Source organism: Allocatenococcus thiocycli, assembly GCF_921292965.1.
Classification (GTDB): Bacteria; Pseudomonadota; Gammaproteobacteria; order Enterobacterales; family Vibrionaceae; genus Vibrio; species Vibrio natriegens.
The window spans coordinates 105,088-120,235 of record NZ_CAKLCK010000039.1 but is presented as its reverse complement, the minus strand read 5'-3'; the positions used below and the strand labels follow the sequence as shown (position 1 = coordinate 120,235).

Below are 15,148 nucleotides of genomic sequence, written 5' to 3'. Positions count from 1 at the left end.
TTTTGAAGCGTATTAGGAAATTTAATTCATTATTCTTGTGTAATGTCTGTGGTCTAATAATGAAGTGGTCTGAGCATGATAGTACGAAAAATATCTGACGAATTGATAACAGAAAAAGCCAAACTAGAGTGGTTAGCGTATTGGCAGCATTTTAGCTCTACTGAGCAACAGCATTGTTGTGAAATTAACTGTACAATGCACCATAAACACGGTGTTTTAGTAAAAAAGACAGGCGAAGAGCGGAAGTTGTTTGTAATACCACTATGCTGTCAACGCCAGTTTAAAATTGACCCACTTATCGACGTTATCGCCGAAGTAAAATTGACCCACCCATACAATTAACTTTTGCCTTCAGATAGACTTTCTAGAACCGCTGGTATGGTTCCAGCCGCTTTCTTTCCTCTTAATCGATAGCTTTCACCGCTGATTTGTACAATGTGCGAGTGATGAAGAAGTCTATCGAGTAATGCCGCCGTCAACGTTGTATCATCGGCGAACGCATTTGACCATTGAGAGAACGGCAAATTACTGGTCACGATAATGCTGCCTTGCTCATAACGTTTGGCGATGACGTTAAAGAACAAGTTGGCCTCTTCTCTGCCGAACGGTAAGTAGCCGATTTCATCGACGATAAGTAGCTTAGGTGCGAGTACACTTCGTCTCAAGTAGCTTTCAAGCTTACCCTGAGCTTTTGCTGTAGATAGCTGAAGCATCAAGTCTGCTGCGGTGATGAACCGTGTCTTTAGGCCCTTTTGAACCGCTATTTGGCCAAGGCTCACTGCAAGGTGGCTCTTACCAACGCCACTTGGGCCGAGTAATACCACGTTTTCCTTTCGCTCAATGAAGGCTAACCCTGTTAACTCCTTGAGCTGTTTTCTTGGGGCACCCGTTGCGAACTTGAAGTCATAGTCATCGAACGTTTTTTCCATTGGGAAGCTGGCGAACTTAGTCAGTGTGGCTCTTGTGCGTTCTGCTCGCGCTTCCAGTTCAGCGTTCAGAAGTGACTCTAAGTAATCGGCTAGACTCAGTTCACGACTGTTGGCTGCTTCTGCCAGTCTCGGCCACTCCTGACCGATAGCTTGTAACTTCAGCGTTGCACAGGCAGCCTCGATACGACTCATTTGAAGGTTCATGGTCGTACCTCCAACAACGCATCATACGTCGAGAGTGGGTGCTGGAAGCTCTCAAGTGGCATCACACTATCGCTTATTGTTAGTGGTGTGACTGGGCGTGTCGGCGATGGTAGCGACTGAAGTGTAAAGCGCTCTTCATCTAAGAGAACCTGAGGCTTTGCACCTGTCGTACCATGAGTTCGTTGGTGAGCGACGGTTTCTAGCCATGCGCCGATATGTCCATTAAGAACATCGACGGTGATTTTAAGTCCGTGTTGCTTGAGTGTCGCCGCAAGAGGAGTGACGAAACTATTCTTCAAGTAGGAGTTAAATCGCTCCACTTTTCCTTTGGTCTTTGCGCGATATGGACGACAGGCTCTCGGTTTAAAATTGTACTTCTTGGCTGCGGTGAGCAGTGCAGGGTTCCAGCGGTGCTCACCTTCACCGTATGCATCACGCTCTATCATGATGGCTTTCGCATTATCGAACAGAACTTCTTTGGGGACGCCACCGAAGTATTCAAACGCTTCTTCAAGACCTTCTATCCAGTCTTCTTGGCGCTCTCGTTCACTAAAGCGAACGAACGTCGCTCTGCTATAACCAAGCGTTGCCACGAAGGCTTTAACACGGACTCCGTAATGGGTGATGGTCGTAAAGTCCACTTGCATCTGCTCACCTGGCAATGTCTCGAACCGAACGACAGGGTCGACAGGCGTACTTGGTTTGTACTGTTTGATGTACTCCTTAAGCATCGTTATACCGCCTTCATAACCAAGTGATTTTAACTCACGTAGTAAGACGGTTGCGGGTATCCAATAAGGCTTTGCGGCTTCAATCCGCGTACACAAGTAGTCATGGTAGGGCTGAAGTTTAGTTGGTCGGGATTGACGCTCGGGGTACACGGGTGCTTTGCTTCTATCTCGCAGATAAGTACGAACGGTATTCCTTGAGATCCCCAGCTCCTTTGCGATACGGCGGATGCTGCACCCTTGCTGATGTAAAACGTGTATTTCCACTAGTTGCTCCTGATTGATCATAATCCGCCGCTTTGTCCATGTTACGAACGGATAGTTTGACTCAGGTGGGTCAATTTTAAATCGGCGTTAGTGGGTCATTTTTACATCGGCGCTGACAATGCACCGCACATAGTGAAAACATCCGTAGTTTAGAAATATCTGAAGGTACAGAAGTGATTCCGGCAGATTTAACGCTCTAATATTATTTGCAGTTTTAGAGCGGTAAATAGGGAACGCTTTGGGTCGTAGGGGTTCCAAAGCGTTTTTCTCACAGATACTAATTTTTTCTTTGGTAGACTCGTTCTGGGCGTCCAACTTTACCGTGTTGAATTAGAGCTAATAGAAAGCCCTTAGCGGCTAGAAACTCAAGGTATCGTCTTGCTGTTGTTTTGCTTATGCCAATCTCGCTGCCTAATGACTCAGCAGTGTAGATGACTTCTGAGCTATCAAACGCCATACTCACTTTATCGAGAGTGAGTTCATCAATTCCTTTTGGCAAGTCTTGTATTTGCGCTGACTTAGATTGAAAGTTAAACAGCTCATCAACATGACGCTGATTGATATTATCGCTTGCTTTCAGGGAGCTAGTATATTTGAGGTAACGCTCTAACGAGTCTGTCAATCGATCATATGAAATCGGCTTTAACAAATAGTCGAATGCCCCACATCTCACTCCATCTCGAACGGTTTCAATATCATTGGCTGCGGTTATAAAAATGACGTCGGGAGACTGTTTCGTTGCTGTAATATCTTTTAAGAACTCAATACCTTTGCCATCCGGTAAATAGTTGTCGAGTAAGACAAGTTTTGGCTTAAGCAATTGAATCATTTTTTTAGCTTCAGCAATACTTGTCGCAATTCCGATCGGTCTGAAACGTTTTGTTTGTTTGAGGTAGTAAGAGTGAAACTCTGCAATGTTGGTTTCATCTTCTACTATCAGAACGTCATAAATTTCCATGTTTCGAACTCTCATTGGGAATAAATAATGAAAATATAGTGCCGGTGGTCTCGGCGTGATCAATAAGAATCGAGCCTCCGGTGTTATTTACTAACTGGTGAACCAGATACAAGCCAATACCATGCCCTGGCTGTGTTTTACTGGTGATTCCTTTTTCAAAAAGAGAATCGGCTATTTCATCCTCAATTCCAATACCATTGTCAGCTACTTCAACTAATAGCTCTTTTTCATTAGCGTCGGAAATCAAAATGGATATGCATCGGTTGCTGTTTGAATTTTTTAGTGTTGCTTCGTATGCGTTATCTAGCAGGTTTCCCACTATGGCTGCCAATTCGTCTTCTGTGAGCCGTGTTGGGGGATAGCTTAGTTGGCAGTAGGGATCAAAGCTCAGTTCCAACCCTAGTTCTTTTGCTCGGCTGTATTTTCCTAGTAGTAACCCAGCAATTATTTTTGAGTTAAACGTTTGAGATATATAGTCAATGAGCCTTTGGTGTGTTTCGGTTTCTTGCCTGATTGTACTCAAAGCCTCTTCGTAGGCACCGATTTGGATTAAACCGCTCACAGTCGATAATTTGTTGGCATACTCGTGGCTCAAAACACGCAAATTGTCAGTTTGTTGTTGTATGTGAGTGAGTTGTGATGTCAGTGTATTGAGATCATTTCGTGGTCTAAAGCTAATCACCCATCCTGCATGCTGATTGTCTTCCCAAATTTTTACGCGTGTTGCGACGAGTGTTTCACCATTACAGGTGATGACTTCTTGTTGGCGTAGCGTCTCACCAGACTCGTCACCAAACTTTTCTCCCAAAAAAAAGCCAGCGGGTGTCACGTACTTACTCACCATACGGCCTTGTAAATGCGACAGGTTGCGAGCGATACCAAGGATTCTAAGCCCCCTTTGGTTGGCGGATAGAATCCGCCCCTGATTATCGACCGCGAGGATACCTTCATAAACCGCTTCAAAGACTGAGTTTTGAACTCTGAGGGATAAAGCGATTTCCTCAGGCTCCATTCCATACATTTGGCTTTTAATGTGGCGAGAAAATAGCCATGCGCCCAGTGAGGAGCAGAACAAGATGCATAAAAGTGCGAAGAAGAAAGGCGTGGAGTAACGTAATAGCCAATGACTAACGGTATCAACTAGGTATCCGACCGATACAATGCCAATGATTTCTCCGGTGTGGGAAAATATAGGTGATTTACCCCGTATGGAGAGCCCTAAACTGCCTTTTTGTATAGAGTAGTAGTGTATGCCTTGTTTTAAAGCCCGCTTGTTGTCGCCGCCTTCCATTGGGTGACCAATTTTTGCGCTGTTTGGATGGGAAAGTCGTATTCCATTACGGTCACCTACGACAATAAAACTCGCATCTGATATTGCCCGCAGACGTTTTAGTTGTTGTTGAATGCTTGAGGCATCGAGCGAAGCAACGGCTTCGATGAGCTGAGGGTCACTTGATATTTCTCTTGCTTGAACAATCGCACGTGTGCTCACTTGATGATTCAGTGTCTCTGAGAGGATGTAGTGAAAATAACTAGCGATTAAAATCAATTGAAATGAAATAACAACAAAAAGTAATGCCCAGACACGTTGTCTAAATGAAAGGTTTTTGCATAAATATTGGTGTAGGGTACGGTCTAGCATTGAATGTTAACTTCTTATTAATTAAAGAGTAAATTAACAGATGGGATAAGTGAGAGACCTGATCGAGATCTATAGGATTATCAATTCAGGCCTCATTATTTATGATAGATGTCTATCCGATCACATATTTGATCATTACACCTGCGGCAACAGCAGAGCCGATGACACCCGCTACGTTAGGACCCATGGCGTGCATCAGTAGGAAGTTCTGTGGATTCGCTTCAAGTCCCACTTTATTCGATACCCTAGCGGCCATCGGCACTGCTGAAACGCCAGCGGAACCGATCAATGGGTTAACTTTCTGAGTCACAAATTTATTCATCAGTTTTGCCATAAGTACGCCTGCGATGGTGCCAATACAGAAAGCAACAATACCAAGTGCGAGAATGCCAATGGTTTGTGGCTGCAGGAACTTATCTGCGACGAGTTTAGAACCAACAGAGAGCCCCAAAAAGATGGTGACGATATTGATCAGAGCGTTCTGTGCTGTGTCTGATAGTCGCTCTACAACACCACATTCGCGCATTAAGTTACCGAAACAGAACATACCAAGCAGAGGGGTAGCTGAAGGTAGAAGCATCGCAATAAGAATGAGCAAAAGTAGCGGGAAGCAAATCTTCTCTAATTTGCCGATCTTTCTTAATTGTTGCATCGTAATCTGACGTTCAGACTCGGTGGTAAGCGCACGCATAATTGGTGGTTGTACGAGTGGAACTAACGCCATGTATGAGTATGCTGCAACGGCAATAGCTCCGAGTAATTCAGGTGCTAGCATACTGGATACGTAGATAGCCGTTGGGCCATCAGCTCCCCCAATAATACCTATCGCGGCTGCTTGTGCGACGCTGAAGTCCATTAGACCTAAAGAGCTCAAGCCTAGTGCACCTAAAACGGTGGCAAAAATACCGAACTGTGCAGCTGCACCAAGTAACAACATTTTTGGGTTTGCGAGTAACGGACCAAAATCCGTCATTGCACCTACGCCCATAAAAATGATCAGTGGGCCGACACCAGAAGCGATAACGATGCTATAGAACACGTACAACATACCATCAGAATACTGATAGTCTTGAGCGATCGAACTGATATGTGCTAACTGAGTGGGGGTAGCACTTAGTAAAGCTGTTTTGATTTCCGATGCAGAATCGGTCGTGATGTTTAAAATAGAACCCAAGGCATGCATCACTTCTGGCTTCGCTGCATGCAGAGCATTTTCTACAGCGGAAAGTGCCAATCCTGCATCGGGAAGGTTAGCAAGAATGCCACCAAACCCAATGGGAACAAGTAGTAATGGCTCAAATTGTTTGACGATTGCCAAGTAGAGCAAGATTAGCCCGATGATAAGCATAACTGCTTGACCCCATTGGAGGTGAAGCAAGCCGAAATCATTGATTAACGCTAAAACATTTTCCATTTAGTTGCAGCTCCTTTACGCTAAGTAAAGTAGAGGTACGCCTACGTCGACGGCATCTCCTTCGGATACTTCGATGCTAGAAATCGTACCAGCGCGGGGAGCGCGAACTTCCGTTTCCATTTTCATTGCTTCTAAAATAAGCACCACTTGCCCTTCTTCTACGGCGTCACCTGGCTTAGCATGAATTTTCCAAATATTACCTGCCAGAGGAGCATCCATAGATTCCGTCGCTTGGTTGCTGACTTCTTTTACAGGTTGGGCTGCTGGCGCTGCAGTTAGCGTTTGAACTTCGCCGCCTTCGTCGACTTGAACAACATAACTTTGCTGATTCACAGTAATGGTGTACACGCAGCTTTCTTGAGGGGATGTCATCTTTTTCTTCTCTTGTTTGTTTGAGATGGTTGCGTCTTGATTTGGTGCAGGTTCGAATGCGTCTGGGTTGTGTCTATTTTCTAGATACTTCCAACCGACTTGTGGGAAGAGGGCGATGGTCAATACATCATCAATCGCATTGTCACTAAGCTTGATATCTTTTGCTTTAGCCTGTGTGAGTACCTCACTTTCAAGTTGCTCCATTTCCGGCTCTAGTTTGTCTGCAGGTCGACATGTAATTGGAAGGCTATCTTCAAGGACGCGTTTTTGTAAATCTGTATCGACCGGTGCTGGTGTTCTTCCGTATTCGCCCTTTAGCACGCCTGCGGTTTCTTTCGTAATGCTTTTGTAGCGCTCACCCATCAGAACGTTAATCACCGCCTGAGTGCCGACAATTTGTGAGGTAGGCGTAACAAGAGGAATATACCCTAGCTCTTTTCTTACGATTGGGATCTCTTTTAGCACCTCGTCGAACTTGTCTGCCGCATTTTGCTGCTTAAGTTGGCTTTCCATATTGGTCAGCATGCCGCCTGGTACTTGGGCGACAATGATGCGCGAGTCTGAGCCTTTTAATTGGCCTTCAAATGATGCGTATTTTTTACGGACTTCTCTGAAGTAGGCGGCAATGTTCTCTAAAGCTGAGATATCGAGCCCGGTGTCATATCCGGTATTTTGTAGCGTTGCTACAATCGATTCGGTAGCGGGATGTCCGTATGTGCCACTCATGGAAGAGATCGCAGTATCGATTCGGTCAACGCCAGCCTCAATGGCTTTTAATAGCGTCATGTCGGCCATACCTGCTGTGGCGTGGCAATGAAGATGTAAGTCCACATCGACTTGTTTCTTCAGTGTTGACACTAATTCCTCAGCTTGAAATGGCGTTAAAATACCTGCCATATCTTTGATTGCAATGGAGTCGACGCCTAATTCGGTGAGCTCCTGGGCGATATCAACCCAAGTTTGCATGTTGTGAACAGGGCTCTCGGTATAGCAGAGCGTACCTTGTGCATGCGCACCTTGTTTTTTGACTGCGGCGATGGCTTGTTGCATATTTCGAGGATCGTTCATCGCGTCAAACACACGGAATACATCCATACCATTTACTACAGAACGCTCGATAAACTTATCAACGACGTCATCGGCATAATGACGATAACCAAGGAGGTTCTGTCCTCTCAATAGCATTTGTAGAGGCGTTTTCGGCATGGCGCTTTTAAGTTCTCGTAATCGCTCCCATGGGTCCTCACCCAAAAATCTAATACAGCTATCAAAAGTTGCACCACCCCAACATTCTAGGGACCAGTAGCCAACGTTATCTAACTGCTCTGCCACGGGTAACATGTCATCGAGGCGTAGTCGAGTTGCAAATAGAGATTGGTGAGCGTCGCGTAATACTACGTCAGTAATACCAATACGTTTGGTTGAATCAGACATTGATTTTCCTCTTACAAAGAGCGTTGTTGAACTTTTTTGTGATGAATAGCAGCGGCAATAACGGCAACAAGATGATGATCCGTTTTGGGAGTTGGTGCTACGTTTTTGGGTTGGGGACTGGTTGTGGTTTCAAATCGAACCAAAAAATTGGACATTGCTTTAACGGCAAAAACCAAAAAAACGAGAAAAGTGAAGACAAAACCCATACCCAAGGTCATTAAGTTCAAGCCTTCTGTAAATAAATTTACTTCCATTAAAGTCTCTCAATAAAAAATAAAGAGCAAAGACAACCTTTGCTCTTTAAAGTGAAAACGTACCTACGCACCTAGCATGCCGAATACAACACTTGCGATAACCAGTACGATGCCGCCACCTAGACGAGATGAAATCTGTGCGTAAGATAGTAGGCTCATACGGTTACAAGCAGCCATAACTTCCAGGTCGCCAGAACCGCCACGGTTAGCCATACATAGACCTGCAGTGATAGATGATTCAATTGGGTAAAAGCCCATAAACCAACCACCAATTGCACCACCAAAAACAGCACCCAGAACAACCAGGCTTGCAATGATGACGTTAGTGAAAGTCAGTGCATTGATGATTTCACCAAGATCCGTGTAGGCAATACCCACACCAACCATAAGCACCCAAAGCAACTGCTTAGAGAAGAAGGTAGACAAGCGTTTCGCGCCTTCTTTAATTTCTTCAGAACAGACACCACTAGCATTTATGATGGCAACGATGATCACCATGTAAGCAAAGGTGTGGATTTTTACATCACCAAAGCCCGGTAGAATGTCTTTTGAAAGCGCATTTGAGAATGTGTAAACACACGCCGCTAGCATTAGGCCGATAGCAATTTCACGAGGCGTGATTTTTGGTGTCTCTAGTTCTTCGACATCAAAAGTCGCTTTTCTCAGTAGCTCACCATTACCAGTTAGAGAAGGGAACTTCTCACCAACGTTGTTAAGTACTGCCGCCGCAACGATAGCGACGATGTTAGCGATTGTTAGAATTGCAATCGCGATAGAGTAGTACTGTTCTTTTGAGCCACCTGTTACAGACTCGTAGATTTCTGATAGTGGGATAGCACCAGCGCCGTTACCACCGCCCATGATTGGCAATACATAAAGCATCATAATTTGGTCAACTGGGATACCAAACAATAGACCGCCTACAACGCCCAGGACAGAAGCACCAGCAACAGCCGCAAGAATGGTTGGAATATAACCAACTAAAGACTTGAGCAGTAATTTACGGTTTACCGCTAAAATCGAGCCAGTAATTAATACCGCAATGAAGAGATCTAAAAAGTCAGTATCTTTCATTACTGAAGTAACGGTATCAATCTCATTTTGTGTTAATAACCCAACATGGACAAACCATGCAGCGACCAAGAAAATCATTACTGGTGCGCCACCGATATATTTATTGAATATTGGTAATCGTTTGCCAATTTCACCAAAAAGCGCACCGACTACAAACATGAAAGCGAAACCACCTACAATATTATTTGGGATAGTGTCGGTTAAATGTGCAATTAGAATTATCGCAAGAGTAAGTGCGTATAAAGGTAACGGTAATCCAAATATTCTAACTTGTGATAACAAGTTATCTCCTGGACTTTTAGTTGTAGATATAGAGATAGTTTTTGAGTTCATCTTTATTATTCCATGTTAATTTAACGTGGATATTTTAAAATTATATTACTTATTTTAACTGTGATAGTGATCGTTTAAATTTGTGGAGTATAGTTAACTTATGATTTTAATGTTTTTAATTATTAAAAGTCATTACATATCAATAACTTGTTCAATTAAGTTCATTAAATTCATAAATTACTTTTAAGGGAATGAAATAAGCGAAGTCGGTCATTATTTTTAAATCTAATGTGGTGCAATATGAACCCATCACGAAAGAGGATTATGACAATGTTTGACACTTATTCATTTAGTCGAGTTAATAGAAACCATCATGAAAAATTCATTGCGGTAACTGAATTTTTGACTCGTTTCGAACTGGATGTTGACTCCGATGTTGAACGCTTTGTTGTAGCAAAGTCTAATGAACAAATTATTGCTTGTGGTGGACTTGCTGGCTCAATCTTGAAATCGATTGCTATTGATCCTGCATTACATGGAACGGGTTTCTCACTTAATTTAATGACCGAATTGACGGCGATGGCTTATGAAATGGGCAGATTTGATCTATTTCTATTTACCAAGCCAGAAAATGCAAAGTTATTCCGAGATTCTGGATTTTTCCCAATCGCTACTGCAGAAGATAAATTAGTATTGATGGAAAATGGTCAATCTAATTTAAGAAATTATACAAGAAGGTTAAAGAGACGTAAAAAAGAAGGCAATAAGATAGGAAGTATTGTTATGAACGCAAATCCTTTCACTCTTGGGCATCAATACTTAATTGAGACTGCCGCTTTAAATTGTGACTGGCTACACCTTTTTGTTGTTGGCGAAGAAGGTAATGATTTTTCCTATAATGACCGGGTAAATATGATTTCTAATGGGACTAAGCATATTCCTAATATTACTATTCACCCAGGTTCAAAATATATCATCTCTAAAGCAACATTCCCTACTTATTTTATCAAAGATGAAGGGGTGATTGATTTTTGCCATACTGCAATCGATTTGAATATTTTCCGAAAATATATTGCTCCTGCATTAGGTGTTACTCATCGATTTGTCGGGACAGAGCCTGATTGTCTTGTGACGAATTACTATAACCAACAGATGAAACATTGGTTAACTACGGATGATTTAAATACTCCGAGAGTGGAGGTTATAGAAATTGAACGTAAATGCTTGTCAGGGATTCCTATTTCCGCCTCAACAGTACGAGCTTTACTAGCTCAGGGGGAATATAACTTACTAACAAAATTCTTACCCCAAACTTCAGTAGATTACTTAAAACAAAATACTTCGTTAAAGACGTGTCGTATTGAAGAAATTGCGGCTGCGTAGCAGTCAGTTTAATTTTTAACCAACGTGTTAAAGGTCTATAGATGAAAATAACAACTCCCGCTTTTGCAGGAACACTTGAATCAAGTGACTTGCAGGTTCGTATCTCCCCCAACCCTGAAGGTGATCTCGATATTGTGATTGATAGCACCGTGTACAAGCAGTTTGGCAAGGCCATAGAGCTGCTAGTTCGTGACGTACTTAACTCCTTCGGAGTGTCTTCTGCCATTGTAGAGATCGAAGATAAAGGCGCACTGGATTGTGTAATTAAAGCTCGCGTACAAGCAGCGATACTTCGTGCAACTGAAAGCGATAGAATTGAATGGGGCAAATTATCATGAGTAAATTACGTCGTAGCATGTTGTTTGTGCCAGGTGCTAATGCAGCTATGTTGAGTAACACCTTTATTTACCAGCCAGATACGATCATGTTTGACCTGGAAGATTCGGTAGCACTGCGAGAGAAAGATACGGCTCGTATGCTTGTTTTCAACGCCTTACAACATCCTTTGTATCAAGATATTGAGAAAGTGGTACGCGTTAACCCGTTGGACTCGGAGTTTGGCCTTAAAGACCTTCATGCCGTTGTGCGTGCTGGTGTTGATGTTGTTCGTTTACCAAAAACAGACAGTGCTGAAGATGTCTTAGAAATGGAGAACTGCATTAAAGACATTGAGCGCGTATGTGGCCGAGAAGTCGGCAGCACGAAAATGATGGCGGCGATCGAGAGCGCTAAAGGGGTGAATAATGCGGTTGAAATCGCTCAATCTTCATCACGTTTAATAGGCATCGCACTAGGTGCCGAAGATTATGTCAGAGATCTAAAAACTCAGAGAACTCCTCACGGAACGGAGCTTCTTTTTGCTCGTTGTTCCATTCTTCAAGCGGCACGTGCGGCAGGCATCATGGCGTTTGATACTGTCTATTCTGATGCAAATAATGAGGAAGGATTCCTACGTGAAGCTGAGCATATCAAAGAGCTTGGTTTTGATGGCAAATCACTGATTAACCCTCGTCAAATTGAGCTACTGCACAATGTTTTCGCTCCTACCCAAAAAGAAGTCGATTATGCGATTCAAGTGATTGAGGCCGCCGAAGAAGCTCAAGAGCAAGGACTTGGCGTGGTTTCTCTAAACGGCAAAATGGTGGATGGGCCAATTATCGAGCGTGCTCGTTGGACATTACAAAAAGCACAATCTGGTATTAAAGAGTAGGGCGAGACAATGAAAGATATGGAATCAAACGCAACAACACTGTTGCCAGAAGCAATGCGTCTGTTTACAGACGCGAACACGCTAACCCCGCACCTGAATGATATTGAGTCAAAATTGTCTCGTAAACTTAAACCAAATTTAAAGCAAGCGATACTCGATTCTGGCCTGAAAGACGGAATGACGATTTCCTTCCATCATGCTTTCCGAGGCGGAGACAAGGTCGTCAATTTAGTTTTGGATATGATCGCATCGATGGGCTTCAAGAACCTTACCTTAGCGTCTAGCTCTCTTACGGGCATCCATTCTCCGATCGTTGGGCACATTAAGAATGGTGTGGTGACCAAGATTTATACGTCTGGTATTCGAGGAGAACTCGGTGAAGCCATTTCAAATGGATTGCTAAAAGAACCTGTTCACATTCACTCTCATGGCGGACGTGTTCATCTGGTTAAAAGTGGTGAGCTGAAGATTGATGTCGCATTTATTGGCGTACCTTGTAGTGATGAGTTTGGTAATGCGAATGGTATGCATGGTAAGTCGCGCTGTGGCTCGCTTGGATACGCAAAAATTGACGCGCAACACGCAAACAAAGTAATCATGCTGACCGAATCTTTGGTTGGTTACCCAAATCATCCGGCATCAATTTCCCAAGATAGCGTTGATGCAGTCGTGCAGGTTGAAGAGGTCGGTGACGCGAGCAAAATTGGCGGGGGAGAAACACGTTTAACCAGTAACCCACGCGAACTCTTGATTGCGAAACGTGCTGCGGATGTGATCATCAATTCTGGCTATTTTAAGCAAAACTTCACTTTGCAGACAGGCTCTGGTGGTGCGTCTTTAGCGGTGACTCGCTTCCTAGAAAATAGCATGGAAAAAAATGGTATTACCGCGGAGTTTGGTTTGGGTGGCATTACGTCGACGATGGTGGCAATGCATGAGAAGGGTCTAATCCGAAACTTACTGGACGTTCAGTGTTTTGATGCAGGCGCTGCTGATTCACTCTCTCGAAACCCGAACCACATTGAGATTTCAGCCAACGAATATGCAAACCCGTCTTCTAAGGGGGCGGTCGTTGACCGATTAGATGTTGTGATTCTTAGCGCGTTAGAAATCGATGTTAATTTTAACGTGAACGTCATTACTGGTTCAGACGGTGTTGTACGAGGAGCGTCAGGTGGTCACTGTGATGCCGCAGCAGGCGCTAGCCTTTCTGTCATTGTTGCCCCTTTGGTTCGAGGTCGTATTCCTACCGTTGTTAATCAAGTGCTCAATGTTGTGACTCCAGGACAATCTATTGATGTGTTGGTGACAGATCACGGCATTGCGGTTAACCCTCGCAGACCAGAGATTCGAGAGCGTTTATTGGAAGCTGGTCTTCCTGTAATGGATATTGAAACGCTGGTATCAAGAGCGGAATCGCTAACGGGTAAAGCTGAACCAATTGAGTATGACGAACAAATCGTTGGTTACATTCGTTATAGAGATGGGTCTGTCATTGATGTCATTCGCAAGGTTAAATCTGAATGAGCATCTGCGATGGGCTGAGCGTTGGTCTTTCAGAAGTTTTGGCCAACAAAGAAGCTCGTGTAACACGACAAGGAGAGTGGCTTAAACGCCACTCCCTTCCTCTGGTGTCGTTCTCCGTTAATATGCCCGGCCCACATAAAATGACGGAATGCACGAAGAATATATTTGATCAAGGCGTCCAAGCGGTTAGCGAAGTCTGCATTAAAAATGGTTGGGCTATTGAGGGCCGACAAGTATTACTTCAACCGACTGGCCCAGAAGCTATTTTTGCTGTCAAAGCTCCCAGTGCGATGTCGTTAAAACGCGTAATGATCGATATTGAAAAACAGCATCACCTGGGAAGAATTATGGACTTGGATGTCATTGATATTAATGGCCAGTCAATATCCCGAAAATCACAGGGTATGAATTGGAGAAAGTGCTTCATTTGCGATGAATACGCAGCAGTGTGTTCTCGAACTCGAAAGCATGATCTTAACCAGTTAGTAACTCATATAGAGGCGATGGTGCGCCATGACTAATGTTGCTCTCAAATTGCTCCTTGATAATGAAATTGGCAGTATTCCTAGTTATCCGAATCAAACCGCAATTCGAATCAATCTATTCTCTTTAGTTGCAGAGCTTGCTTACCACGCAATGTTGGTGGAAGTGCACCTGTCGCCGAAGCCAGGACTTGTCGATCTGATTAACAATGGAGCGCATGCTGATATGGATGTTTCATTGTTTGAAGGGAGTGCGAGCGCAATTCGACCTTATCTGTTCGACTTTCTTAAGGCTGGTTTAAAACACTCCGAGTTTTCAGCAGACACACTCCTCGATTCACTTCGTCCAATAGGTATTGCAGCAGAAAAAGCGATGTTTGAAGCAACCAATGGCGTGAACACTCATAAAGGTATGATTTTCGCGCTAGGGTTGGTGTGCGGGGCTGTAGGTTGGTTGAAGGGGAAAGGAATAGCCATTGACTCAATTCATATTAGCCAAGTGATTAAACGCTGTAGTGCTTTGTTAGTTTCGCGTGAACTCAAAACCAAGAATACAGAAACAGAAACGCACGGAGAAAGATTATACCGTGAGTTCGGATTGACTGGTGCGAGGGGGGAAGCAGCATCTGGATATCAAACTGTTTTGACCCATAGCTTACCCGCTTATCAAAGTGCTTTGCTGAAAGGTGCGTCCGCGGAGCAAGCACTGTGGCAATCGCTGCTCACTTTAATGGCAAATAACGAAGATACTAATGTCGTCTCTCGCGGTGGCATGCACGGGTTACGCTATGTACAGAATTATGCGTCAAAGTTACTCAAACAAGGCGGTTGGCATGATAACTACCTGGAAGAAAAGTTACTCCAATTTGACCGAGATCTCATTGCTCGTCACTTAAGCCCAGGAGGCAGTGCGGATCTTTTGGCGATAACTTGGCTACTTGCCGAGATTGATGAGCTGACAAAATACAGCGTTTCTAACAACAAAAAATAATAGGAA

At 43.8% G+C, this 15,148-nt stretch carries 14 protein-coding genes and 1 pseudogene; 7 read left to right on the top strand and 8 right to left on the bottom strand.

All coding sequences use genetic code 11. The features are described 5' to 3' along the window. Positions 1-75: 75 nt before the first annotated feature. Positions 76-342 (top strand): hypothetical protein, encoded by a 267-nt coding sequence (locus L9Q40_RS15865; RefSeq protein ID WP_498793899.1) that lies wholly within the window; start codon positions 76-78, stop codon positions 340-342. On the opposite strand, the gene istB is transcribed toward L9Q40_RS15865, so the two are convergent. From istB to citS, 8 genes and pseudogenes are all read right to left on the bottom strand, one after another. Then, a complete protein-coding gene (istB, locus tag L9Q40_RS15860; protein WP_050935648.1) occupies positions 339-1,133 on the bottom strand; it encodes an IS21-like element helper ATPase IstB in 795 nt (264 codons plus the stop codon). The genes L9Q40_RS15865 and istB overlap by 4 nt on opposite strands. Continuing rightward, the gene (gene istA, locus L9Q40_RS15855) at positions 1,130-2,149 is read right to left on the bottom strand and encodes an IS21 family transposase (RefSeq protein ID WP_050935650.1); all 1,020 of its coding nucleotides are present in this window, start codon (positions 2,147-2,149) and stop codon (positions 1,130-1,132) included. The genes istB and istA overlap by 4 nt, the downstream gene beginning before the upstream one ends. A 256-nt stretch (positions 2,150-2,405) precedes the next feature. Then, positions 2,406-3,086, bottom strand: a complete 681-nt coding sequence (locus tag L9Q40_RS15850; protein WP_498793898.1) for a response regulator — start codon at positions 3,084-3,086, stop codon at positions 2,406-2,408. Further along, entirely contained in the window at positions 3,073-4,728 is a 1,656-nt protein-coding gene (locus tag L9Q40_RS15845) for an ATP-binding protein (protein WP_498793896.1), read from the bottom strand. Before L9Q40_RS15845 ends, L9Q40_RS15850 begins: the two co-directional genes overlap by 14 nt. 112 nt (positions 4,729-4,840) lie before the next feature. Further along, positions 4,841-6,142, bottom strand: a complete 1,302-nt coding sequence (locus L9Q40_RS15840; protein WP_498793895.1) for a sodium ion-translocating decarboxylase subunit beta — start codon at positions 6,140-6,142, stop codon at positions 4,841-4,843. A 15-nt stretch (positions 6,143-6,157) separates the two neighbouring features. Further along, complete coding sequence (gene oadA / locus L9Q40_RS15835) at positions 6,158-7,948, bottom strand: sodium-extruding oxaloacetate decarboxylase subunit alpha (protein ID WP_498793894.1); 1,791 nt, start codon at positions 7,946-7,948, stop codon at positions 6,158-6,160. Positions 7,949-7,959: 11 nt separating this feature from the next. Next, positions 7,960-8,190 (bottom strand): annotated as a pseudogene (locus L9Q40_RS15830) (OadG family protein); the annotation flags it as partial. A 75-nt stretch (positions 8,191-8,265) separates the two neighbouring features. Continuing rightward, positions 8,266-9,609, bottom strand: coding sequence for a citrate/sodium symporter CitS (citS, locus tag L9Q40_RS15825; protein WP_498793893.1), 1,344 nt, complete (start codon positions 9,607-9,609; stop codon positions 8,266-8,268). Positions 9,610-9,879: 270 nt separating this feature from the next. On the opposite strand from citS, the gene citC reads away from it, so the two are divergent. Genes citC through citG form a run of 6 tightly spaced genes read left to right on the top strand, consistent with a single transcriptional unit; the run spans position 9,880 to position 15,142 of the window. Beyond that, complete coding sequence (citC, locus tag L9Q40_RS15820; protein ID WP_498793892.1) at positions 9,880-10,932, top strand: [citrate (pro-3S)-lyase] ligase; 1,053 nt, start codon at positions 9,880-9,882, stop codon at positions 10,930-10,932. Between the two features lie 41 nt (positions 10,933-10,973). Continuing rightward, positions 10,974-11,270 (top strand): citrate lyase acyl carrier protein, encoded by a 297-nt coding sequence (gene citD / locus L9Q40_RS15815; protein WP_498793890.1) that lies wholly within the window; start codon positions 10,974-10,976, stop codon positions 11,268-11,270. Continuing rightward, positions 11,267-12,142 (top strand): citrate (pro-3S)-lyase subunit beta, encoded by an 876-nt coding sequence (citE, locus tag L9Q40_RS15810; protein ID WP_498793888.1) that lies wholly within the window; start codon positions 11,267-11,269, stop codon positions 12,140-12,142. The genes citD and citE overlap by 4 nt, the downstream gene beginning before the upstream one ends. A gap of 54 nt (positions 12,143-12,196) precedes the next feature. Next, the gene (citF, locus tag L9Q40_RS15805) at positions 12,197-13,669 is read left to right on the top strand and encodes a citrate lyase subunit alpha (protein ID WP_498793951.1); all 1,473 of its coding nucleotides are present in this window, start codon (positions 12,197-12,199) and stop codon (positions 13,667-13,669) included. Then, positions 13,666-14,190 (top strand): citrate lyase holo-[acyl-carrier protein] synthase, encoded by a 525-nt coding sequence (gene citX / locus L9Q40_RS15800; protein WP_498793887.1) that lies wholly within the window; start codon positions 13,666-13,668, stop codon positions 14,188-14,190. The genes citF and citX overlap by 4 nt, the downstream gene beginning before the upstream one ends. Further along, positions 14,183-15,142, top strand: a complete 960-nt coding sequence (citG, locus tag L9Q40_RS15795) for a triphosphoribosyl-dephospho-CoA synthase CitG (RefSeq protein WP_498793886.1) — start codon at positions 14,183-14,185, stop codon at positions 15,140-15,142. Before citX ends, citG begins: the two co-directional genes overlap by 8 nt. Positions 15,143-15,148 lie beyond the last annotated feature (6 nt).

Coding starts and splice junctions, on each gene's coding strand:
- L9Q40_RS15840 (WP_498793895.1), bottom strand. CDS start 6,142: ATGGAAAATGTTTTAGCGTTAATCAATGATTTCGGCTTGCTTCACCTC.
- istA (WP_050935650.1), bottom strand. CDS start 2,149: ATGATCAATCAGGAGCAACTAGTGGAAATACACGTTTTACATCAGCAA.
- istB (WP_050935648.1), bottom strand. CDS start 1,133: ATGAACCTTCAAATGAGTCGTATCGAGGCTGCCTGTGCAACGCTGAAG.
- citF (WP_498793951.1), top strand. CDS start 12,197: ATGCGTCTGTTTACAGACGCGAACACGCTAACCCCGCACCTGAATGAT.
- L9Q40_RS15845 (WP_498793896.1), bottom strand. CDS start 4,728: ATGCTAGACCGTACCCTACACCAATATTTATGCAAAAACCTTTCATTT.
- citC (WP_498793892.1), top strand. CDS start 9,880: ATGTTTGACACTTATTCATTTAGTCGAGTTAATAGAAACCATCATGAA.
- citS (WP_498793893.1), bottom strand. CDS start 9,609: ATGAACTCAAAAACTATCTCTATATCTACAACTAAAAGTCCAGGAGAT.
- L9Q40_RS15865 (WP_498793899.1), top strand. CDS start 76: ATGATAGTACGAAAAATATCTGACGAATTGATAACAGAAAAAGCCAAA.
- citD (WP_498793890.1), top strand. CDS start 10,974: ATGAAAATAACAACTCCCGCTTTTGCAGGAACACTTGAATCAAGTGAC.
- L9Q40_RS15850 (WP_498793898.1), bottom strand. CDS start 3,086: ATGGAAATTTATGACGTTCTGATAGTAGAAGATGAAACCAACATTGCA.
- citE (WP_498793888.1), top strand. CDS start 11,267: ATGAGTAAATTACGTCGTAGCATGTTGTTTGTGCCAGGTGCTAATGCA.
- citX (WP_498793887.1), top strand. CDS start 13,666: ATGAGCATCTGCGATGGGCTGAGCGTTGGTCTTTCAGAAGTTTTGGCC.
- citG (WP_498793886.1), top strand. CDS start 14,183: ATGACTAATGTTGCTCTCAAATTGCTCCTTGATAATGAAATTGGCAGT.
- oadA (WP_498793894.1), bottom strand. CDS start 7,948: ATGTCTGATTCAACCAAACGTATTGGTATTACTGACGTAGTATTACGC.